Origin of the sequence: Zhengella sp., from assembly GCF_041397485.1 — a bacterium.
In the GTDB taxonomy this organism is placed as follows: Bacteria; Pseudomonadota; Alphaproteobacteria; order Rhizobiales; family Rhizobiaceae; genus Zhengella.
Map to the genome: position 1 here is coordinate 29781 of NZ_JAWKWO010000006.1, position 22135 is coordinate 51915.

General features: G+C 64.9%; 21 protein-coding genes. 14 read left to right on the forward strand and 7 right to left on the reverse strand.

What is annotated here, in order from left to right; genetic code table 11:
* Positions 1 to 4: 4 nt before the first annotated feature.
* On the forward strand, positions 5 to 1132 hold the full coding sequence (locus R3D65_RS17215) for an alpha/beta fold hydrolase (RefSeq protein ID WP_371276514.1): 1128 nt from the start codon (positions 5 to 7) through the stop codon (positions 1130 to 1132).
* Here the strand turns inward: R3D65_RS17215 and R3D65_RS17220 are convergent.
* Together R3D65_RS17220 and R3D65_RS17225 are read right to left on the reverse strand one after the other, a co-directional pair.
* Positions 1113 to 2129, reverse strand: coding sequence for an NAD(P)-dependent oxidoreductase (locus R3D65_RS17220; RefSeq protein WP_371276515.1), 1017 nt, complete (start codon positions 2127 to 2129; stop codon positions 1113 to 1115). The two genes, R3D65_RS17215 and R3D65_RS17220, sit on opposite strands and share 20 nt — an antisense overlap.
* Positions 2029 to 2922, reverse strand: a complete 894-nt coding sequence (locus tag R3D65_RS17225) for a phytanoyl-CoA dioxygenase family protein (RefSeq protein WP_371276516.1) — start codon at positions 2920 to 2922, stop codon at positions 2029 to 2031. The genes R3D65_RS17220 and R3D65_RS17225 overlap by 101 nt, the downstream gene beginning before the upstream one ends.
* Positions 2923 to 3020: 98 nt before the next feature.
* On the opposite strand from R3D65_RS17225, the gene R3D65_RS17230 reads away from it, so the two are divergent.
* A complete protein-coding gene (locus tag R3D65_RS17230; protein WP_371276517.1) occupies positions 3021 to 4217 on the forward strand; it encodes a mandelate racemase/muconate lactonizing enzyme family protein in 1197 nt (398 codons plus the stop codon).
* Between the two features lie 68 nt (positions 4218 to 4285).
* On the opposite strand, the gene R3D65_RS17235 is transcribed toward R3D65_RS17230, so the two are convergent.
* The 4 genes from R3D65_RS17235 to R3D65_RS17250 form a co-directional block, all read right to left on the reverse strand.
* A complete protein-coding gene (locus R3D65_RS17235) occupies positions 4286 to 5797 on the reverse strand; it encodes a UxaA family hydrolase (RefSeq protein WP_371276518.1) in 1512 nt (503 codons plus the stop codon).
* Between the two features lie 124 nt (positions 5798 to 5921).
* Positions 5922 to 7553, reverse strand: a complete 1632-nt coding sequence (locus R3D65_RS17240; protein ID WP_371276519.1) for a TRAP transporter large permease subunit — start codon at positions 7551 to 7553, stop codon at positions 5922 to 5924.
* 6 nt (positions 7554 to 7559) lie between these two features.
* Entirely contained in the window at positions 7560 to 8366 is an 807-nt protein-coding gene (locus R3D65_RS17245) for a TRAP transporter small permease subunit (RefSeq protein ID WP_371276520.1), read from the reverse strand.
* A 104-nt stretch (positions 8367 to 8470) separates the two neighbouring features.
* On the reverse strand, positions 8471 to 9499 hold the full coding sequence (locus tag R3D65_RS17250; protein WP_371276521.1) for a TRAP transporter substrate-binding protein: 1029 nt from the start codon (positions 9497 to 9499) through the stop codon (positions 8471 to 8473).
* Between the two features lie 272 nt (positions 9500 to 9771).
* On the opposite strand from R3D65_RS17250, the gene R3D65_RS17255 reads away from it, so the two are divergent.
* From R3D65_RS17255 to R3D65_RS17310, 12 genes are all read left to right on the forward strand, one after another.
* Entirely contained in the window at positions 9772 to 10443 is a 672-nt protein-coding gene (locus tag R3D65_RS17255) for a GntR family transcriptional regulator (RefSeq protein WP_371276522.1), read from the forward strand.
* Between the two features lie 33 nt (positions 10444 to 10476).
* Positions 10477 to 11241, forward strand: a complete 765-nt coding sequence (locus tag R3D65_RS17260; protein ID WP_371276830.1) for an SDR family oxidoreductase — start codon at positions 10477 to 10479, stop codon at positions 11239 to 11241.
* Positions 11242 to 11271: 30 nt separating this feature from the next.
* A complete protein-coding gene (locus tag R3D65_RS17265) occupies positions 11272 to 12153 on the forward strand; it encodes an NAD(P)-dependent oxidoreductase (RefSeq protein WP_371276523.1) in 882 nt (293 codons plus the stop codon).
* Between the two features lie 29 nt (positions 12154 to 12182).
* The gene (denD, locus tag R3D65_RS17270; RefSeq protein WP_371276524.1) at positions 12183 to 13169 is read left to right on the forward strand and encodes a D-erythronate dehydrogenase; all 987 of its coding nucleotides are present in this window, start codon (positions 12183 to 12185) and stop codon (positions 13167 to 13169) included.
* Between the two features lie 35 nt (positions 13170 to 13204).
* Positions 13205 to 13954 (forward strand): SDR family oxidoreductase, encoded by a 750-nt coding sequence (locus R3D65_RS17275; RefSeq protein WP_371276525.1) that lies wholly within the window; start codon positions 13205 to 13207, stop codon positions 13952 to 13954.
* A 43-nt stretch (positions 13955 to 13997) separates the two neighbouring features.
* Positions 13998 to 15797 (forward strand): IlvD/Edd family dehydratase, encoded by a 1800-nt coding sequence (locus tag R3D65_RS17280; RefSeq protein ID WP_371276526.1) that lies wholly within the window; start codon positions 13998 to 14000, stop codon positions 15795 to 15797.
* A gap of 24 nt (positions 15798 to 15821) precedes the next feature.
* Positions 15822 to 16670 carry a fumarylacetoacetate hydrolase family protein gene (locus R3D65_RS17285; protein WP_371276527.1) on the forward strand — a complete coding sequence of 283 codons (849 nt, stop codon included), beginning with the start codon at positions 15822 to 15824 and terminating at the stop codon, positions 16668 to 16670.
* A gap of 2 nt (positions 16671 to 16672) precedes the next feature.
* A complete protein-coding gene (locus tag R3D65_RS17290; protein ID WP_371276528.1) occupies positions 16673 to 17419 on the forward strand; it encodes an SDR family NAD(P)-dependent oxidoreductase in 747 nt (248 codons plus the stop codon).
* A gap of 21 nt (positions 17420 to 17440) precedes the next feature.
* The gene (locus tag R3D65_RS17295; protein ID WP_371276529.1) at positions 17441 to 18409 is read left to right on the forward strand and encodes a 2-hydroxyacid dehydrogenase; all 969 of its coding nucleotides are present in this window, start codon (positions 17441 to 17443) and stop codon (positions 18407 to 18409) included.
* 3 nt (positions 18410 to 18412) lie between these two features.
* Positions 18413 to 19813 (forward strand): FAD-binding oxidoreductase, encoded by a 1401-nt coding sequence (locus R3D65_RS17300; protein WP_371276530.1) that lies wholly within the window; start codon positions 18413 to 18415, stop codon positions 19811 to 19813.
* Positions 19814 to 19851: 38 nt separating this feature from the next.
* The gene (locus tag R3D65_RS17305; RefSeq protein WP_371276531.1) at positions 19852 to 20778 is read left to right on the forward strand and encodes a sugar kinase; all 927 of its coding nucleotides are present in this window, start codon (positions 19852 to 19854) and stop codon (positions 20776 to 20778) included.
* Positions 20779 to 20926: 148 nt separating this feature from the next.
* Entirely contained in the window at positions 20927 to 21637 is a 711-nt protein-coding gene (locus R3D65_RS17310) for a FadR/GntR family transcriptional regulator (RefSeq protein WP_371276532.1), read from the forward strand.
* Positions 21638 to 21653: 16 nt separating this feature from the next.
* Here R3D65_RS17310 and R3D65_RS17315 read toward each other — a convergent pair whose 3' ends face one another.
* The gene (locus tag R3D65_RS17315; protein WP_371276533.1) at positions 21654 to 22133 is read right to left on the reverse strand and encodes a hypothetical protein; all 480 of its coding nucleotides are present in this window, start codon (positions 22131 to 22133) and stop codon (positions 21654 to 21656) included.
* Positions 22134 to 22135: the final 2 nt, after the last annotated feature.

The window sequence follows — 22135 nt, forward strand, 5'->3', positions numbered from 1 at the left end:
GACCATGTTCAATCTTGCCGCCGCCGCCCTTGCCTTCCTGTTGGCCCTTGTCGCCATCCTGTTCGGCCTGACACGCATCGGCGTCTTCCTCATCGAGCGGCGCCACCCACCGGTCGGCGCCTTCGTCACCGCCAATGCCACGGCCATGCACCATGTGCACCTGCCCGGTCCAGCAACCCGGCTACTGCCGCCGGTCGTCTTCATTCATGGCGCAAGCGGAAACCTGAGGGATCCGATGGTGCCACTGCGTCCTCGCCTTGAAGGCAAGGCGGAACTGCTCTTCCTCGACCGGCCCGGCCATGGATGGTCGGCGCGCGGACCGGCCGAAAACGCCACGCCCGCTGGCCAGGCGCGCACCATTGCCGCTTTGATGGATGAACTGGGCATCGGCCCCGCCATCATCGTCGGCCATTCCTTCGGTGGCGGCATTGCCGCTGCGCTGGCGCTCGAACGGCCGGACAAGGTGGCCGGACTGGTTTTCCTCTCCGCCGCCAGCCATCCCTGGCCTGGCGGCGATACCTCCTGGTATTATCCGATAGCCGCGCGGCCGGTCATCGGCCGGCTGTTCTCCCACCTCCTTGCCCTGCCCGCCGGCTGGCTGCGCATGAAGACGGGCACGGCCTGCGTGTTTTCGCCCAATCCGGCACCGCGAACCTATTCCCGCGATGCCGCCATTCCCCTTGTGCTGCGCCCCGGGAATTTTCGCCTGAACGCCATCGACGTGGAATCGCTTTATTCGCATGTGCGCGAAGCCGCGCCGCGCTACAAGGAGATCACGGCGCCAACGGTCGTCGTCTCCGGCGACAGCGATACCGTCGTCTACGAGGAAATCCATTCGCTGGGCCTCGCCCGCGACATTCCCGGCGCCCGTCTGGTCTGGGTAAGAAATCTCGGTCACAAGCCGGACTACACGACGCCGGAACTGGTGGCCGCGGCCATAGGCGCGGTGGCAGGCGCACCGCAAAGCCTTTTCGGGGATCTCGAAACCCTTGCCGCGGCGGCCGAAGAACGCCTGGCAGGTCAGGATTTCGGACCGTTCGAAAAATGCAAGGACGGCGCGCCGCCGGATTTCGATCCCGAAGGCGCGCCGGCGCAAGAGCTGCCCGCCCGGCTCAATCCCGCTTCGCGGTGAGGCCGGTGATGACATCCACCATTTCCGGCACCAGCCGGTCGCCTTGGCCGGCGCCCTCGGCCAGTTGCAGCAGCAGCTTCGTGCCGCCCGACATCACCGAGATGCCACCGGCATCCTGCGCCATCTGGGCATAATAGCTGACATCCTTGAGCGCATTGCGCAGGGCGAAGGCCAGTTTCTGCGGATCGCCGTCCACTGCATAGGCCTTGATGAAATCCATCATGCCGGAATGGTTCGGCCCGGCTGCCAGCACATCGTAGAGCGACTGGCGCGAAACGCCGGCCTTGTCGGCCATCGCGAAGGCTTCCGACATCGCCGCCGCCGACGTCATCGCATAGAAATTGTTGATCAGCTTGATCGTGTGCCCGGCACCAAGCGGGCCGAGATGAAAGACATTCTCGCCCAGGTCGTCCAGTACCGCACGGATGGCATTGAAGGTCGCCTGGTCGCCCGCGCACATGATGTTCAGCTTGCCCTCACGGCCATGGCTGGGCGTCCGCCCCAGCGGCGCATCCATATAGGTGCCGCCAGCCGCAGCCACCGCCTCGCCGAGCATGCGCGTGGACGCCGGCAGCGACGTGCCGAAATCGATGACCACGGTTCCGGGCTTCAGCCCCGCGATAACGCCGTCCTCGCCCAGCATCCGGCTCTCCACCTGTGCAGATGTGCCCACGCACAGCATGACGATGTCCGAACCGGCAGCCAGCGCGCGCGCCGTCTCCGCCTCTGTCGCACCGCGCGCCAGCGCGGCCTCCACGCCCTTGCGGTCGCGATTGCCAAGCACTGTCAGGCTGTAGCCCTGGTCCAGCAGGCGCTGCACCATGGCCGAACCCATGAGCCCCAGGCCGATGAATCCGATCGTCGGTTTCGACATCTCTCTTCCCTTCTTTCCTGTCTCAGGTCGCGCGCGCGAAGGCAGGCTTCGCGGTATTCTTCTGGATTTCGTAGATGGACCGGTTGAGCGCCGGTTGTGGCTGGGGAATGCGCACCGAGACATCCTTCAGGCGCGGCGTCAGCGTCGGTTGGCCGCACAGCATGCGCGCGTCATATTCCTCGATGGAGTCGAATTTCGTCATCGACCCCATGACCGGAAAGGCATCCGCCGCCATCATTTCGTAAAACAGCATGCGGCGGTCACGCGCGGATGTGTTGAGCGCGGAACCATGCACGATATGGCCGTGATGGATGGAGATCGACCCCGCCGGCCCTGTCAATTGCACGGCCCGGCCCATGTCCAGTCCGTTGGCGGCCAGGTCCATAGCGCCGGCGAACACGCCATTGGCATGATGATCGAAGATTTCGCCCTTGTGCGTGCCGGGAAACACCATCAGCGGGCCGTTTTCCTCCACCATGTCGTCGATGAGGACGCCCACGGCCAGCACGTCGTCATTGGTGTGCGGATAGAAGGCGAAGTCCTGGTGCCATTCGATGGCCGCGCCATAGCCCGCCGATTTCAGGTTCAGCTTGGTCGTGTGCAGCCGCACATCCGGACCGATCAGGTCGCGCACCGGTGCCAGGATATGGTCGGAGCGCAGCAGGTCGTCCATGACCGGCGAGATGCGGTGCGGCAGCTTGATGCGCCGGATGCGCGGATTGTCCGGGCTGTGGCTGTCCTCCAGATCGAGCCGGTCATTGGATTCCGTCATGCCGCGCGCCTCCTCGTGGAAACGCCCGACCTCGGCGCGGATCGCCTCGATAATATCCATCGGCACCCGGTTTTCCAGCAGCAGATAGCCGTTTTCCTCATAGAATGCGGCCTGCGCCGCCGTCAGCACTTCGCGCTCGCGCATCGTCTCCTCCTTGTTGTGCGGCCGGAGAACATATCGCCCTCCGAAGGCTTGCCTGCATCGCCCGCCCGGTTAATGTCCGTGCCGGGGAGGCACGTTCCATGTCCGTCATCCGTTCCATCAAGACACTGCGCGTCGGCGCTTTTCCCAACCTTGTCTGGGTGATCGTCGAAGACGACCAGGGCGCGACAGGTCTGGGCGAAACCTTCTTTGGCGCCCGCGCCGTGGAAGCCTGCATCCACGAAACCGTCGCGCCGAAGCTGATTGGCATGGAGGCCGACCCCGAGCCCGCGCGCATGGCGCTCATTCCCTATGCCGGCCATCAGGCTGCCGGGGCCGAACTGCGCGCCAATTCCGCCATCGACATCGCGCTCTGGGATCTCAAGGCCCGGCGCAATGGCGAACCGCTCTGGCGCGCGCTCGGCGGCCGCTGCCGGCAGGCGATCCGCACTTACAACACCTGCGCCGGCTACCAGTATGTCCGTTCCGCCGAAGGCCAGACCTCGGCGAACTGGGGGCTGGGCGCGCCCGCCGCCGGGCCCTACGAGGATCTCCAGGCCTTCCTCACCGATGCCGGGGCGCTGGCCGAAAGCCTTCTGGCGCAGGGCATCACGGGCATGAAGATCTGGCCCTTCGACCGCTATGCCGAGCGTTCCGGCGGCCAGTCCATCCTGCCCGACGAACTGGAAGAAGGCCTTACACCCTTCCGCCAGATCCGCGACACCATCGGCAGCCGCATGGACATCATGCTGGAAATGCACTCGCTGTGGAGCCAGCCAGCCGCCCTGCAGATCGCCGAAGCGGTGGCGCCCTTCGGCATCTACTGGATCGAGGATGCGGTGCGCATGCAGGGCGTCTCTGCACTGGCCGACTTCCGCGCCCGCTGCCCGATCCGCGTCACCGCGTCGGAAACCATCGCCGGGCGCCACCAGTTCCGCGAATTGCTGGAGGCCGATGCAACAGACTACGTCATGCTCGACCTCGGCTGGTGCGGCGGCGTGAGCGAGGGCAAGGCCATCGCCGCGCTCGCCGATGCCTGGCACCGGCCCATCGCCCCGCGCGATTGCACCGGCCCCGTTGTCTATGCCGCCTCCTGCCACCTGTCGCTGCACGCGTCCAATGCCGTGATCCAGGAAAGCGTGCGCGCGCTCTATACCGGCTGGTATGCCGACGTCGTCGACGGTCTGCCGCCGGTGGAGAAAGGCATGGTGCGCCCGGCCGACGGTCCCGGACTCGGACTGAGCCTGAAGGATGGCGTCTTCGCCCGGCCCGATGCCGTGGTGCTGGAAAGCCGCTGAGACGGTGCGGCGCCGGGGCCGCGCCCGGCCGTGACGGAAACATTCACGGACAGGCGCCAGACGTTGCATCACATGGTCGCCCCGATCTGCCATGGCACGAATTCGAAATCGCCCAGCCCCTGCGCTTCCGATTTCGATTGTTCGCCGGAGGCCACACGCAGGATCAGATCGTAGATCTCGCGACCCTTTTGCTCCAGCGAAACGCCATCCGTCAGCATGGCCCCGGCATTCACATCCATGTCCTCGGTCATCCGGTTGAACATTTCCGTATTCGTCGCAACCTTGATGCACGGTGACGGCTTGGAGCCGAAGGCCGAGCCGCGGCCAGTGGTGAACACAACGACATTGCAGCCCGATGCGATCTGCCCGGTCACCGAGGCCGGATCGTAGCCGGGTGAATCCATGAAGGTGAAGCCGCGCGCGGTGACAGGCTCGCCGTATTTATAGACGCCGTTGAGCGGCGTCGTGCCGCCCTTGGCCGCCGCACCGAGCGATTTTTCCAGGATGGTCGTCAGCCCGCCCTTCTTGTTGCCGGGCGACGGGTTGTTGTCCATCGAGCCCTTGTTGCGGGCCGTGTAATCCTCCCACCAGCGGATCAGGCCGACCAGTTTCTCGCCTGTCTTGCGGTCCGCCGCGCGGCGCGTCAGCAGGTGCTCCGCGCCATAGATCTCCGGCGTTTCGGCCAGCACGCCGGTGCCGCCCTGGGCGACGAGCAGGTCGCAGGCATGACCGAGCGCCGGATTGGCCGTGATGCCCGACCAGGCGTCGGAGCCGCCGCATTGCAGCGCCACCATCAGTTCCGAGGCCGGGCAAGGCTCGCGCCGCGCCTCGTTGGCCAGCGGCAGCATGGCACGCACCTTTTCGATGCCGAGTTCGACGGTCTTGCGCAGGCCGGCGACATCCTGGATGTTCATGGTCTGGAACAGCGGCCCCTTCTCGATGCCGTAGGCTTCCAGCAGCCAGTCGATCTGGTTCATCTCGCAGCCAAGGCCCACCATCAGCACGCCGGCATGGTTGGGATGGCGCGCATAGCCCCACATCACCCGCTGCAAGGCGTCGAACCCGTCGCCCGACCCGGCCATGCCGCAGCCCGTGCCGTGCACGAAGGCGACCACGCCATCGACATTGGGATAGTTCGCCATCTCCTCCGGTCCGAAGGCCGAAGCGATCATCCGCGCCGCCGTCGCCGAACAGTTGACCGAGGTCAGCACGGCGATGAAATTGCGCGTGCCGACGCGGCCATTGGCGCGGCGATACCCCATGAACGTATCGCGCGCGGCTTCCGGCACGAAGGCCACGGGCCTGAGATCCGTAGAGAACTCGTAGTCGGCCTCGGTATTGCGGAATTCGGTGTTGTGCGTATGCACATGGTCACCCGGCGCGATGTCGGCGGAGGCATAGCCGATCACCTGCGCGTACTTGCGGATGACGCCGCCTTCGGGAATCGCAACCGTTGCGATCTTGTGCCCGCGCGGGATCATCGCGGTCGTTGTCACGCCCTCCACAGAGGCGCCGGCTTCCAGCGCGCGGATGGCGGTGACGACGTTGTCGGAGGCATCGAGACGGACGGTGACAGTCATGGCGGCGGTTCCGGTTGTTCGGCCGGCGCTGCACGAACCGTTGCGCCAGCCATTGGCATCGGGAAGAAGGCGCCGCCGGTCCCGAGGGCGAACCGGCGGCAGCGTCTGTCGTGTCGCTCCTGCCCTAGTCGAGCAGCAGGCTGACGATGGGCGGCCAGATCAGCAGCACCGACAAGGCCAGCAGCTGGATCGCGATGAACGGCAGGAAGCCCTTGAAGATATCCGTCAGCGAGATGTGCTCCGGCGCGACGGATTTCAGGTAGAAGGCAGCCGGACCGAAAGGCGGCGACAGGAAGCTGACCTGCATGTTCATGCAGAACACGACGCCGAACCAGATGGCGACATGCTTCGGATCGATGGATCCGAGGAAGCCCAGTTCGGCCGGCGGCAGTTTCAGCACGATCGGCAGGAAGACCGGCATGATGAGAAGCACGATGCCGACCCAGTCCATGAACATGCCCATGATCAGGAAGATGACCATCATGACCAGGATGATGCCCATGGTCGGCAGTTCGGCCGAGGTGATGAGATTGGCCACATAGGTCGGCCCGCCCACCAGCGTATAGGCGGCGGCGAGCGCTGCCGCGCCGATCGTCACCCAGATGATCGTGCCGGTCGATTTCAGCGTCCGCATCACGCTGTCCCAGACGATCTCGAAAGTCATCTCGCGGCGGACGAGACCGATCACGAAGACCGCGATCACCCCCATGCCCGCAGCTTCCGTGATACCCGTGATGCCGCCATAGATCGAGCCCAGCACGACGCCCACGACGATGATCGGTGCGACGAGGCCCTTGCCCATCTTCCAGCCCCGCATCGACCGATCGCGCCCGGCGACAAGGAAGATGATTGCCAGCGCGATGACGAAGGCGCCGATGAACCATGGGAAATCCGAGACCATGCCGAGCGGGATCGGGTCGACGCCTTCACGCACCGCATTCTCGCCGGTGAGGGTGAAGAAGAGTGCGCGCAGGGTCAGCAGGATCGATGCACCGGCCGTCAGCAGGCTCAGGAAGCCAAGGAACATCAGCGACTTTTCCCTGCCTTTCGGGTCATCCGGGTTTTCCGGCGGCAAGGGCGCCAGCGACGGGTTCAGGTTCGTGCGCACGAGGATGTAGATGATGAAGAAGCTGGCCAGCATGAAGCCGGGAATGAAGGAGGCGGTGAAAAGCGCCTTGATCGAGGTTTCCGTGACCAGGCCGTAGAAGATCAGCACGATGGATGGCGGGATCATGGTACCCAGGCTGCCCGAGGCGCAGATCGTGCCGATGGCAAGGTTCTGGTTGTAGCCGAGACGCAGCATCTGCGGCAGCGCGATCAGGCCGAGCAGGACGACTTCGCCGCCGATGATGCCCGACATCGCCGCCATGATCACCGCCATGATGGAGGTGACGATGGCAATGCCGCCGCGCGTGCGGCTGAGCCACTGGTTGAGCGAGGCATACATGTCCCGCGCGATGCCGGATCGCTCCAGCAGCGCCGCCATCAGGATGAACAACGGCACCGATATGAGCACGTAATTCGTCATCTGCCGGTAGACCGCCTGGCCGAGGACCGAGAAGGGACCCCTGCCGAAATCGCGGAAGAGGATGTCCGGGCCGAATTTCATGATCAGCGTCATGGCCGCAAGGAAAGCGGAGGCGAAACCCAGCGGCATGCCGAGCGCCAGCAGGACGAACATGGAAAGGAGCAGTATGACGGACAGGGTTCCGATATCGGAAACCTTCATCCACGCGAGCAGGTCGAGGAGTTCCATGGCGTGTCAGTCCTTGAGCGTCTTGCGGATGTTTTCGATCTCGACCTCGTCGATCTCGTCCATCGGTGAATGGTGTTCCGGTGCCCTGTTCCAGTCGGCGATGAGGTTGGACACCGCCTGTATGGTGACGAGGAGAATGATGAAGAGGATGGCCGGCTTGACCGAGGCAGGAATCGGCGGATCCCAGGCAGTGCCGAAGGTCTCGCCGCGCATCATGCGCACCGACGCATCGTTGTAGCCGCCCCAGATGAGCGTGAAGGTGAAGCCGGCAATCAGCAGGACCGAAATGACATCGGCGGTCTTCTGCATCCAGCGCGGCATCAGGTCATAGATGACATAGATGCGGATATGGCTGCGCTGCTGCATGGCGTAGAGCCCGGCCAGCAGGAAGACGAAACTCGCGATCCAGAGCGAAAGCTCGTTGGCCCACAGCGTCGGCGCGGTGAAAACATAGCGCGCCACCACCTCGTAGAACATGGCGATGACGATGAGCAGCGTGCCGACCATCGCGATGCGCGAACAAACGAGGGCCACGATGTCGAAAAAGCCCTCCGGCGCGCGCTCGATGGCGCCGCGGAAGTCCGACAGGTAGATCGAGGCGAACAGGATGGTCGCGAACAGGCAGACGAGCATGGCCTGAACCAGCGGCCGGCCCGCCGGGCGGATCATCTCGTACATGGTGACCGGCGTTTCGGAGACGAAATGGCCGAGCACGAAATAGATGAACAGGAGCAGGGTCAGGGCACCGAACCCGATCGCCAGCCAGCGCATCGGCTTGCGCAAGCCTCCCAGCCAAAGACTTTGCTTTTCCAAGGTTACCCTCCCTGGCAACGCCCGGCCAACGGGCCGTTCTGGAAAAATGGCGAGCCCGAACGACGGGCTCGCCACCAATGTCAGCTCCGCTCAGGCGGCTGGCATCACTTCGCGATCAGGCCGAGCTGGCCGAGATATTCGCGGTGGCTCTTGACCAGCGCGGCGGCTTCCGGGCTCTTTTCCGCCCAGCCGTCCCACGCCTTCTGCGCGGCGGCGCGGAATGCGGCGCGGTCTTCCTCGGACCAGGCATGAAGTGTCACGCCCTGCGCCTTCAGCGCGGCCGCAGCCTCGGCATTCTTCTTCTCGTTGGAAAGCGCGGTGTGCAGCGAGAGCTTCTGCATCGCGGTATCCATGATGCGGCGCTGCGCCTCGGACATGCCGTCCCAGACATCCTTGTTGCAGGCCAGGTGGTCGGACGGCATCGAGTGGAAGCCCGGATAGGTCGCGTGCTTCACGATGTCGTAGAGACCGAGGCCCACATTGTTGGCCAGGCCGGAGGCGTCGGCGCCGTCAATGATGCCGGACTCCAGCGCGGTGAAGATTTCGGTAAAGTCCATCACGATCGGGGTCGCGCCCAGCTCGGCGAAGATTTCCGTCTCCAGGCCGGGCGGCGAACGGAACTTCCAGCCCTTCAGGTCTTCCGGGCCGGTCAGCGGCTTGGAGGACGACAGGGATTCCTGGCCGTAGATCCACCAGCCGACAAGCTGCATGCCCTGGGCATTGTAGAGTTCCTGCGCGGCTTCGTAGCCACCGCCGTAATAGAGCCAGGAAAGCTGCTGGTAGGGCGTGTCATAGCCGCCCATGATGTCGCCGACGAACTGGAACGCGGCGTTCTTGCCGGTCTGGTAGGCACCGCCGGTCATGTCGCAGTCGAGAATGCCGTTGATCGCGGCGTCGAAGGTTTCGGTGGTCGCGACGACCGAGGAGGAATAGAACATCTCGATCTTGATCGAGCCGTTCGACATCGTTTCCACGTCGTCGGCGAACTGTGCGGCCAGCTTGCCGGACGGATGCTCGGACGCATAATGCGTCTGGATACGCAGCGTGACCTGTTCGTCCTGTGCGTAAGCGGCGCCGGCAGCGGCGAGCGTAGCGGCGGCGGTCATCGCCAGAAGCGATTTCTTGAATGTCATGGATGTTCCTCCCGTTTGGCCGGAGCAGCGCACGCCGCCCCGCTTCACACTCACTGCCACGACCTCACGCGGCGTCATGAACCTTACATTCGTCATCTTGCGTGAACAACCCTTTTTCTCCAAGTTCCGAAAAATTTTGAAATTCGTTGCAGATCACAAAAATCTTGGTTAGCCTGAAAATCGACACCGGTGTCTTGGTTGCTCGCGCTCGCCATGGGCGCGGGCAGCATGGCCGATTTGACGGCTGGCCGGGTGCCGCGGGAGGACACGGGATGGCAAGCGAAGAAGGCATGACGGCGCAGGCTGTCTATCGCTCCATAAAGGCGCGCCTGATGGCCGGGGAGTTCAAGCCCGGGGACCGGCTGCGCCCGGACGTCCTCAAGGAAGCCTATGGTATCAGTGCCAGCGCCATGCGCGAAATCCTGCTGCGCCTTGCCCACGAACACCTCATCACCCAGGAGGAACAGCGTGGCTTTCATGTGCCCCTGGCATCCGAGAAGCGCCTGACCGAGCTGATGAACCTGCGCATACTCCTGGAATGCGAGGGCGCCCGGCTGTCCATCGAGCACGGCGATCTGGAATGGGAGGCCCGGCTCAATGCCGCCCATCACAAGCTGGCCCATATCGAGGCCAAGATGCGCGCGGCCGGCGACATAGCCGAATTCGTGCCGATCTGGACCCGCATCGACTGGGAATTCCATGACACGCTGCTTTCCGCCTGTCCGTCGGATACGCTGCGCTCGGTCCATCGCAACGTCTATGAACAATTCCGCCAGCAGGTCGTCGCGGAGCTCGAATCGGCCGGCTTCCGCGAAGCGACCGTGCCCGAGCATGAAGCCATTCTGACCGCCGCGATCCGGCGCGATGTCAAAGCCTGCAAGGCGGCCATTCACGCCCATCTGCAAACCTATCGCGAAGACCTTTTCGACAAGAATTTCGCCTGACCGGTTTCAGGCGCCGGGAGGAGGCCGGCAATGATGACATCTGGGCTTTTCGACCTAACCGGGCAAACCGCGCTCGTCACCGGTTCCAGCATGGGCATCGGCCTTGCGCTGGCCAAGGGCCTTGCCGCGCATGGCGCCGCGGTCGTGGTCAACGGCCGCAACCGCGACCGCGCCGAAACCGCAGCGCAGGCGATCCGCGCCGAAGGCGGCAAGGCATCGGTCGCGAGCTTCGACGTCACCGATGCGGATGCGGTGAACCGCGCCGTCGCGGACATCGAGGCCGACGGCCCGGTTTCCATCCTCGTCAACAATGCCGGCATGCAGTTCCGCACGCCGCTGGAGGACTTTCCCGACGAGAAATGGGACGAACTGTTCCGCACCAATGTCACCAGCGACTATCTCGTCGGCAAAGCGGTGGCGCGCGGCATGATCGCGCGCCACGCCGGCAAGATCATCAACATCGCCTCGGTGCAAAGCGAACTGGCAAGGCCCGGCATCGCCCCCTACACCGCCACCAAGGGCGCCATTCGCAACCTGACCCGCGGCATGGCCACCGACTGGGCGCGCCACAACATCCAGGTCAATGCCATTGCGCCAGGCTATTTCAGGACGCCGCTGAACAAGGCGCTTTACGAGGATGCCGATTTCTCCGCCTGGCTGGAAAAGCGCACACCCGCCGGGCGCTGGGGCGAAGTCGGGGAACTCGTCGCCGCCGCCGTCTTCCTCGCGGGCAAGGGCTCGTCCTTTGTCAACGGCCACACGCTTTACGTCGATGGCGGCATCACCGCCTCCATCTGACCGACGAACGCACCAAAGAGAAGAGACACCATGACCAAGCCGCAGATTGCATTCCTGGGAACCGGCCTGATGGGGGGACCGATGGCCGCCAATCTTCTCAAGGCCGGCTTCCCCGTCACCGCGTGGAATCGCACGCCGGAAAAGGCCGAGGCGCTGGCCCCCGCCGGCGCCACGGTAGCCGCCACGCCGCGAGACGCCGTGCGCGATGCCGATTATGTCATCTTCATGCTTTCCGATGGAGCGGCCGTCGGCGAAATGCTGTTTGAAAAGGGCGTCGCGGACGCAATGAAGCCGGGCGCCGTCGTCCTTGACATGAGTTCCATCAAGCCTTCCGAGGCCCGCGCCCATGCCGCGCGGATGGAGGCCATGGGCCTCGGCCATGTCGATGCACCGGTCTCCGGCGGCACCAGGGGAGCAGAGGGCGCGACGCTCGCCATCATGGCAGGCGGCAGGGAAGATGTGATTGAATCCGCGCATCCGGTTTTCGCAGCCATGGGCCGGCCTGTCCGCGTCGGCCCGCACGGCGCCGGTCAATTGTCCAAGCTGGCCAACCAGGCCATTGTCGCCGTCACCATCGGTGTCGTGGCCGAGGCCATGCTTCTGGCCGAAAAGGGCGGAGCCGATCCGGCCGCCATCCGCCAGGCGCTGAAGGGCGGGTTTGCCGATTCGATCATCCTGCAGCAGCATGGCGAGCGCATGACGACCGGCAACTTCACGCCTGGCGGGCCATCGAAATTCCAGTTGAAGGACATCAACAACGTGCAGGAGGAAGCCGCCCGTTGCGGTCTCACGCTGCCATTGACAACCCAGATGCAGGAGCGCTTCAAACGCTTCGTCGAAGAGCTCGATGGTGCCGACAAGGACCATTCCGGCATCTGGCTCGAACTGCTCGACAGCAACGGCATCAACTGAAAAACCGCCGCACGGCCCGGAGAAGAGAAATGAACTTCCTGATCATCGGCGGCGCCGGCATGGTGGGCCAGAAACTCGCCCGCGCAATCGCCGCCGGCGGACTGGCCGGAACCTCCGTGACCGGCATGGTCCTGCACGACATCGTTGCCGCGAAGCCGGTCGAGGCGGGGTTCCCGGTCACGGTCGAAACCGGCAATTTCGCAGACGCCGGCGAATGCGGCCGGCTTGCCGCTGCCCGCCCGGACATCGTCTTCCATCTGGCCGCCATCGTGTCCGGCGACGCGGAACAGAACTTCCGGAAGGGCTGGGACATCAATGCCCGCGGCTCCTGGCACCTGCTGGAAGCCTTGCGCGCCGAACATGAGGCCAGCGCCGGTAGCTACCGCCCGCGTGTTGTCTTCACCTCATCCATCGCCGTCTTCGGCCCGCCCTTCCCGGCAAAGATCGGAGACGATTTCCTCTGTGCGCCGCAAACCTCCTATGGCGCCCAGAAGGCAATGACCGAATTGCTGGTGGCCGACTATGCGCGCAAGGGCATCATCGACGGCCTCTCGATCCGCCTGCCCACCATCTGCGTGCGCCCCGGCAAGCCGAATCTCGCCGCCTCATCCTTCTTCTCCGGCATCATTCGCGAGCCCCTGAACGGGCAGGAAGCCATCCTGCCGGTCGATGACGACGTACGCCACTGGCATGCCTCGCCGCGCTCCGCCGCCGGCTTCCTCATCCATGCCGCCACGCTCGATACAAACCTTCTGGAGGGCCGGCGCAGCCTCAACATGCCCGGCGTCTCCTGCACGGTCGCCGAACAGATCGAGGCGCTGCGCATGGTTGCCGGCGATGCCCCCGTCGCGCTGATCCGCCGTCAGCCCGACGAGACCATCCGCCGGATCGTGGCCGGCTGGCCGCGCGACTTCGACCCGGCCCGCGCGATCGCGCTGGGCTTCAGGGCGGAAAGCAGTTTCGAGGACATCATCCGGATCTATGTCGAGGATGATCTGGACGCACCTAAGGCCTGACAAGCCGGGAAACACCGCAAGGGATGCATGAAACGATGGGCAACAGATTGAGACTTGAAGGCAAGACCGCGCTGGCGACCGCCGCCGGCCAGGGGATCGGGCGAGCCACCGCCATCGCCATGGCCGACGAGGGCGCGAAGGTCTTCGCAACCGACATCAACGAGACGGCGCTGGCGGACCTTTCCGCGCTGAACCATCCCAACATCGAGACCTTCGTGCTCGATGCCCGCTCCGACGAATCCGTGGCGCAGGGCGTCAAGCGGGCCGATCCCGACATCCTCTTCAACTGCGCCGGCTTCGTTCATCACGGCACGATACTCGATGCCACCGACGCGGAATGGGATTTCGCCTTCGATCTGAACGTGCGCTCCATGTACCGCACCATACGCGCCGCGCTTCCGGCCATGGTCGGACGCGGCTCCGGCTCCATCGTCAACATTGCCTCTGTCGCCTCCTCGGTGACGGCGGCACCCAACCGTTTCATCTACGGCACCACCAAGGCGGCCGTCATCGGCCTGACCAAGTCGGTCGCCCAGGATTTCGTGACAAAGGGCGTGCGCTGCAACGCCATCTGTCCGGGGACCGTGGAAAGCCCGTCCCTGCATGACCGCCTGCGCGCCACCGGCGACTACGAAGCGGCCATGGCGGCTTTCATCGCCCGCCAGCCCATGGGCCGGATCGGCAAACCGGAGGAAATCGCCGCCCTTGCCGTCTACCTTGCTTCCGACGAAAGTGCTTTCACCACGGGGCAGGCCTGCGTGATCGACGGCGGCTGGTCGATCTGACCGCCGCGCGCACAATCCCTGCCCCCGACCGAAGAGACCGATCATGACAAAGAAAAAAGACCCCGCCAGCCTGCGTTCCCGGCAATGGTTCAACAATCCCGATGACGCGGAAATGACCGCGCTTTATCTGGAGCGCTACCTCAACTACGGCCTGACGCTGGAAGAGCTGAAGGGCAGCAAGCCGATCATCGGCATCGCGCAGACCGGTTCCGACCTGTCGCCCTGCAACCGCCACCACCTCGAACTGGCCAAGCGCGTGCGCGACGGCATCATTGCCGCGGGCGGCACGGTGATGGAAATCCCGGTCCACCCGATCCAGGAAACCGGCAAGCGCCCGACCGCCATGCTGGACCGCAACCTGGCCTACCTGTCGCTGGTCGAATCGCTGTACGGCTACCCCATCGACGGCGTGGTGCTGACAATCGGCTGCGACAAGACCACCCCGGCCCTGCTCATGGCCGCCGCCACCGTCAACATCCCCGCCATCGCCTTTTCCGTCGGCCCCATGCTCAACGGCTGGTATCGCGGCCAGCGCACGGGCTCCGGCACCATTGTCTGGAAGGCGCGCGAACTCCATGCCGCCGGCCTGATCGACGACGAGGGCTTTGCCGAACTCGTCGCCTCCTCAGCCCCCTCCACCGGCTATTGCAACACCATGGGCACGGCCACCACCATGAACTCGCTGGCCGAGGCGCTCGGCATGCAGATGCCCGGTTCCGCTGCCATTCCCGCGCCTTATCGCGAACGCGGCCAGATGGCCTATGAGACCGGCCGGCGCATCGTCGACATGGTGCACGAGGACCTCAAGCCCTCGCAGATCATGACGCGCGAAGCCTTCGAGAACGCCATCGTGGTCAATTCCGCCATCGGCGGATCGACCAATGCACCCATCCATCTCAACGCCGTGGCCCGCCATCTCGGCGTTCCGCTGGACAATGACGACTGGCAGAAACTCGGCCACGACATTCCGCTTCTGGTCAATCTCCAGCCGGCGGGCGAATATCTCGGCGAGGACTACCACCGCGCCGGCGGCGTTCCCGCAGTCGTCAACGAATTGCTGAAAGCCGGCCTCCTGCCGCATCCCGATGCGATCACCGCCAATGGCAGGACCATGGCCGAGAACTGTTCGGGCCGCGAGATCGTCAACCCGGACGTCATCAAGCCCATCGGCGAGCCGATGAAGAAGAGCGCCGGCTTCATCAACCTGAAGGGCAATCTCTTCGACAGCGCCATCATGAAGACCTCGGTCATTTCCGAGGAATTCCGCCAGCGCTACCTGTCCAACCCGGACGATCCGGAAGCCTTCGAAGGCCGCGCCGTGGTGTTCGACGGGCCCGAGGATTTCCACAAGCGCATCGACGATCCCGCACTGGAGATCGACGAGCATTGTGTCCTCTTCATGCGCGGCGCCGGCCCGATCGGCTATCCGGGCGGCGCGGAAGTGGTGAACATGCGCCCGCCCGCCTATCTCATCAAGAAGGGCGTTTCATCGCTGGCCTGCATCGGCGACGGCCGCCAGTCCGGCACGTCCGGTTCGCCCTCCATCCTCAACGCTTCGCCCGAGGCGGCCGCCGGTGGCGGCCTTGCGCTGCTGAAAACGGGTGACCGCGTGCGCATCGACCTGCGCAAATGCACCGCCGACATGCTGGTCTCCGATGACGAACTGGCCGCGCGCCGCAAGGCGCTGGAGGAACAGGGTGGCTTCCCCATGCCCGAAAGCCAGTCGCCCTGGCAGCAGATCTTCCGCGAAAAGGTCCAGCCGTTTGCCGAGGGCATGACGCTCAAGGATGCCGACACCTATCGCGACATCGGCAACCGCCATGTCCCGCGCAACAATCACTGACACCAAAGACCACAAGGATAGTCCATGAAACTCGTTCGTTACGGCAATCCCGGAGAGGAAAAGCCCGGTCTCATCGACGCCGAGGGCGCATTGCGCGATCTTTCGGCCCATGTTGCCGACATTACCGGCGCCACGATTTCCGATGACAGCCTGGCCCGCCTGGCCGCGCTCGACACCGCTTCACTGCCAAAGGTGGAAGGCAATCCGCGCTTCAGCCCCTGCGTCGGCCAGATCGGCAAGTTCATGTGCATCGGCCTGAACTTTTCCGACCACGCCGCCGAGACGGGCGCGGCCATCCCCGAACATCCGATCCTGTTCATGAAGGCCAATTCGGCCATTGTCGGCCCGAATGACGATGTGGTCATGCCGCGCGGCTCCACCCATACCGATTGGGAAGTGGAACTCGGCGTCGTCATCGGCAAGGCTGCGAAATACGTCTCCGAAGGCGATGCGCTGGATTACGTGGCCGGCTATTGCGTCATCAACGATGTGTCCGAGCGCCATTTCCAGACGCAGCTCACCGGCCAGTGGACAAAGGGCAAGTCCTGCGACACCTTCGGCCCGACCGGCCCCTGGCTGGTCACGCGCGACGAGGTGGGCGATCCGCAGAACCTCGACATGTGGCTGGACGTCAACGGCAAGCGCATGCAGAACGGCAACACGGCCACGCAGATTTTCACCGTGGCCCAGGTCATCGCCCATCTTTCCACGCTCTTCACGCTGCATCCCGGCGACGTCATCTCCACCGGCACGCCGCCCGGTGTCGGCATGGGCATCAAGCCGCAGCCCGTCTACCTCAAGGAAGGCGACGTGATGGAACTGGGCATCGACAAGCTGGGCAGCCAGCGCCAGACCGTGAAGGCGGACGCCTGACCATGAACGTCTACGACTTTTCCGGCGAGGTCGCCGTCATTACCGGCGGGGCGCAGGGCATCGGCCTTGCCACCGCCCGCCGCATGATCGAAGGCGGCGCGCAGGTCCGCCTCTGGGACATCGACGCGGCCATGCTGGAAAAGGCGAAGGCGGCGCTCGGCGATGCCTGCTCCATTGACCGGGTGGACATCACCGACCCCGCCGCCTGCCAGGCGGCGGCATCGGCCGCCGTGGCCGATCTCGGCAAGCTCTCCGTGCTGGTCAATTCCGCCGGCATTGCCGGACTGAACGATCCGGTCGAGGTCTATCCCGAGGAAGAATGGCTCAGGATCATAAACCTGAACCTGAACGGCACCTTCTACACCAACAAGGCGGTCATTCCCCACATGAAGGCCAATGGCTACGGCCGCATCGTCAACGTGGCCTCGATCGCCGGCAAGGAAGGCAATCCGAACGGTTCGGCCTATTCGGCTTCCAAGGCCGGTGTCATCGGCTTCACCAAATCGCTCGGAAAGGAACTGGCCGGCCTTGATATTGCCGTCAATTGCATCACGCCGGCTGCCGCGCGGACCCGCATCTTCGACCAGATGAAGCCCGAATTCATCGACATGATGCTGTCCAAGATCCCGCGCGGACGCTTCGTCGAGGTCGAGGAAATCGCCGCCATGATCTGTTTCATGGCCAGCCGCGACAACGCATTCACCACCGCCGGTGTCTTCGACATATCCGGCGGCCGTGCGACCTACTAGAGCACCGAAAGGCGACAAGACATGAAACCGGACCTCCTGCTCGTCGGCGGCACCACGCCGCGCACCATGGCTGCGCTCGAAAACCGCTTCACCGTTCACAAGGCCGTTGACGTGGCCGATTGGGACGCGTTTCTGGCGGAAAAGGGCGAGAGCATCCTTGCCGTCTCCACCAACGGCCATGACGGCCTGAAGCCCGAAATCATGGCGAAGCTGCCGAACCTGAAGGTCATCTCCTGTTTCGGCGTCGGTTATGACGCCATCGACACGAAAGCGGCGGCGGAGCGCGGTATCATCGTCACCCATACGCCCAACGTGCTGAACAACGATGTCGCCAACACCGCCATCCTGCTCATGCTCGCCGTCTCGCGCCGCGTCGTGCGCGACGACGCCTATGTACGCGCCGGCAAGTGGAGCGGCTTCGGCGCTGCCCCGCTGACCACCTCCATCGAGGGCAAGAAGGTTGGCATCCTGGGCCTGGGCCGCATTGGCGAAACCATCGCCCGCAAGCTGGAGGCCGGCTTCGGCTGCCGGATCAGCTACCACAGCCGCAATCCGAAGGACGTATCCTGGCACTATTGCCACGATCTCGTCGAAATGGCGCGTGACGTGGATTATCTCGTCGTCATCACGCCCGGCGGCGCCGCCACCAACAAGCTGGTGAACCGGCAGGTCATCGAGGCGCTCGGTCCGGAAGGCACGCTCATCAATGTCGCCCGCGGCACGGTCGTCGATGAGAAGGAAATGGTCGATGCCCTGGTCGAGGGCCGCCTCGGCGCTGCGGGTCTCGACGTGTTCGAGAATGAACCCAACGTACCCGAGGCGCTCTTCCCGCTCGAAAACGTCGTCCTCCTGCCCCATGTGGGCAGCGGCACGGTGGAAACGCGCCGCGCCATGGGCGACCTGACGGTGGAAAACCTCGTCCGCTTTTTCGACGAGGGCACCGTCACCACGCCGGTGCCCGAATGCGCCCATCTTGTCGCGAAAGGCTGACACGTGACGGCACCTGACGATGGTGGCGCGGCCTTCCTTGCGGAACTGCGCGCCGCCTTTGACGAACGAACGCTTCTTGCCGGCGAAGCAGTCCCCCAACGCAACCGGCAGGACTGGAGCGGCCTGGGGCCGGTTGCGCCGCTGGCGCTGATCCGTCCCGCCACGACGGCGGACGTGTCGCGCGCCATGGCGATCTGCCACCGCCACGGCGTCGCCGTGGTTCCACAAGGCGGGCTGACGGGCCTGTGCGGCGGCGCGCGGCCGGTCGAAGGGGCTATCGCACTTTCGCTTGAACGCATGACCGCCATCGAGGAAGTCGACGCCACGGGCGGCACCATGACGGTCCAGGCCGGCATTGCACTGGAAAAGGTGCAGCAGGCCGCAGCCGCGCACGATCTCTACATGCCGCTGGATCTCGGCGCGCGCGGATCCTGCGCCATCGGCGGCAACATCGCCACCAATGCCGGCGGCAACCGCGTCATCCGCCATGGCATGATGCGCGACATGGTGCTGGGCATCGAGGCGGTTCTGGCGGACGGCACGGTGATCACCAGCCTCAACCGCATGATCAAGAACAATGCGGGCTATGACCTGAAACAGCTTTTCATCGGTTCGGAAGGCACGCTCGGCATCGTCACGCGTGCCGTTCTGCGTCTGGCGCCCATGCCGGCCTTTTCCACCGCCGCGGTTTGCGCCCTGGACAGCTATGACGCCGTTCTCGATCTGCTGAAATCGGCGCGGCGCGGCCTTGGCCCCATGCTGTCGGCCTTCGAGGTCATGTGGGCCGACTACTGGGAACTGGTCGCCACGACGCCCGGATTGCGCATGCCGCTCGGCTCCGGTCACGCCTTTTACGCTCTCATCGAGGTTCAGGGCACCGACGAGGTCCACGACCGTGCCAAGTTCGATGCCTTCATGGAGGCGCGTGCGCAGAGCGGCCTGCTGGCCGATGCCGTGCTGGCCCGCTCGGCGGCGGATGTCCGCGACTTCTGGGCCGTGCGCGATGCCGTGTCGGAATTTGCCCGGACCTTCGGCCCCCATGTCGCCTTCGATATCGGACTGCCGGTCAACCGCATGGATGAATTCGCCACCGCCTGCCGGGCCGCGCTGGCCGAAACGCTGGACGCCCCGCATGCGCTCTTCTACGGCCATGTCGGCGACGGCAACCTGCATATCGTGGCCCGCGACAGGGCCGCGCAGGAACTGCCCAAACAGGTGATAGCCGAAACGGTCTACCGCCTTGTCGGCGCCTTTGGCGGCACCATATCCGCCGAGCACGGTATCGGCCTGACAAAGAAGCCGTGGCTTGGCCAGACCCGTTCCACGACCGAGATCGAGACCATGGCGCGCATCAAGGCCGCGCTCGATCCCGCCAACCTGCTCAACCCCGGCAAGGTGTTGTGAATGACCGCCCGCCGGACGCAAACGCCTGGATGGATGGCATGAACGACTTCCTGTCGATTGGCGAATGCATGCTGGAATTCTCCCGCCGGGCCGATGGCGCATGGACGCTCGGCTATGCCGGCGACACGCTGAACACCGCCTGGTATTTCCGCGCGCTGGCCCCGCGCCCTGCGTGGCGGACATCCTATTTCACCCGCCTCGGGCAGGACGCCCATTCCGGCGGCATCCTTGCTTTCCTGGAGGCAAACGGCATCGGCACGCGGCACATTGCCCGCGACCCCGAGCGTCAGCCCGGCCTCTACCTGATCGACACGAAGGACGGCGAACGCTCCTTCACCTATTGGCGAGGGCAATCGGCGGCCCGGCGTCTCGCCGACGACGAGGCGGCGCTCGGCCTTGCCATCGGCTCCGCGGCCATCGTGTATTTATCCGGCATCACGCTCGCCATCCTCCCGGCGGATCGCCGCGCCACGCTGATCGCCCTGGCCCGGGGCGCGCGCGAGGCCGGCAGGCAGGTCGTGTTCGATCCGAATATCCGCCCGCGCCTTTGGGAAACACCGGACACGATGCGCAACACGATCATGGCCGCTGCCGCGGCCTCGTCCGTGGTCCTGCCCAGTTTCGACGATGAAAAAGCGGTCTTCGGCGACGATTCGCTCCAGGCTTGCGCCGCCCGCTACCGCGAAGCCGGAGCGGGCACGGCGGTCGTGAAGAACGGCGGCGGCGACATGCTGATCGCCGGGCCGGATGGCGTTCACGAAATCGGCGGCCTCGAACGGGTGGATCCGGTGGACACGACCGGCGCCGGCGACAGCTTCAACGGCGCCTGGCTCGCCGCGCGTGCCACCGGCATCGGCGCGCAGGAGGCCGCCCGCTTCGCCCATTCGGTCTCGGCCCGCGTCATCCGTCATCCCGGCGCCCTCATGCCGCAGGCCGGCTTGCAGGACCTCGCCTTCGCCCGGTGACCGGACCGGCGGCCGGCAGCGGCAATTGCAGGCTGGTCTGCCAAGGCGCGGGATAATCCGGCCGGCGCAATTGACAATTCCGGCCGCTTGTTCATTCCTGCCGGACATGGAAGACACCGCAAATCCATCTCCGGCAGACAGGACGCAGGTGTCCGGCGCGCGAAAGCGGGGGAACCTCGTCCAGGCTCTGGCCGCGACACTGCGCCGTTCCATCCGCGACGGCGATCACCCGGTTGGCGGCAAGCTTCCCAGCGAAGCGGAACTGACGGCGCAGCATGGCGTTTCCCGCACCGTGGTGCGTGAGGCCATCGCCGCGCTTCGCTCCGAGGGCCTCGTCGATGCGCGCCAGGGGGCGGGCGTGTTCGTCATATCCAGCCAGCCCGCCGGCGGGGCGCCCTTCCAGGATGTCGACACCGGAAAACTCTCCAGCATCCTTGAGATCCTGGAACTGCGAACGGCGGTCGAAGTCGAGGCCGCCGGCCTTGCCGCCATGCGCTGCTCCCCGGCACAGGAAGAGGCGGTCTATCGGCGCCTTGCCGATCTCGATGCCTGCATCGCGGCGGGAGAGCCCACCACGCAGGCCGATTTCGGCTTTCACATCGCCATAGCCGAGGCCACCAGCAATCCGCGCTTCTCGGAGTTCCTGGCCATGCTGGGACCGGATCTCATTCCGCGCCGCCGGCTGCAAACGGGCGGCCATGAAACCGTGCGGGCGGACTACCTGGCCATGCTTCAGGCAGAACACCGGGAAATCGCCGATGCCATCGCCGCGCATGACGCCGAAGCGGCTCGCCATGCCATGCGTGCCCACCTGCAGGGTAGCCAGGCGCGCTACAAGCGCATGCTGCGTAACGGCTGAGCGGGAACGGGTAAACTCACCGTTCGATCGCGACGGAACGAACCTTCTGCCTGAGTTCGCGGCAGGTGCCGAACAGTTCCGGCCGGCCTTCGGCACCGAGCCGGTAAAGGCCGGTCCCCTCCACCGTGCGGATCACTTTCTCCCGCGTGCCGATGCGCAGGACGAACCGGAAGCCGGAGCGGTGCAGGTTGGCATCCTCCATGCAGGCAACAATGTGCTCACGGTCGTCCGGATGGTAGCAGCGGATGACGTGGATCATGTCCACCGGGCCGGCGCGTGGCACCATGTCGTGCAGAAGGAACATGTCCCGTGTCCATTGCGTCAGCCCCGTTTCAAGGTCGAGCCGCCACACGCCGAACGGCTCGAAGGCGCTCAGAACATCCAGAATGCTGGAATTTTCGAGACCGATATCCTCCAACGACTGGCGCCGGCGAAGCGGGGACCTGATCTCGATGTTGACCGAGCCGGAATCGGCGCTGACCGGCGTAAGCGACATCA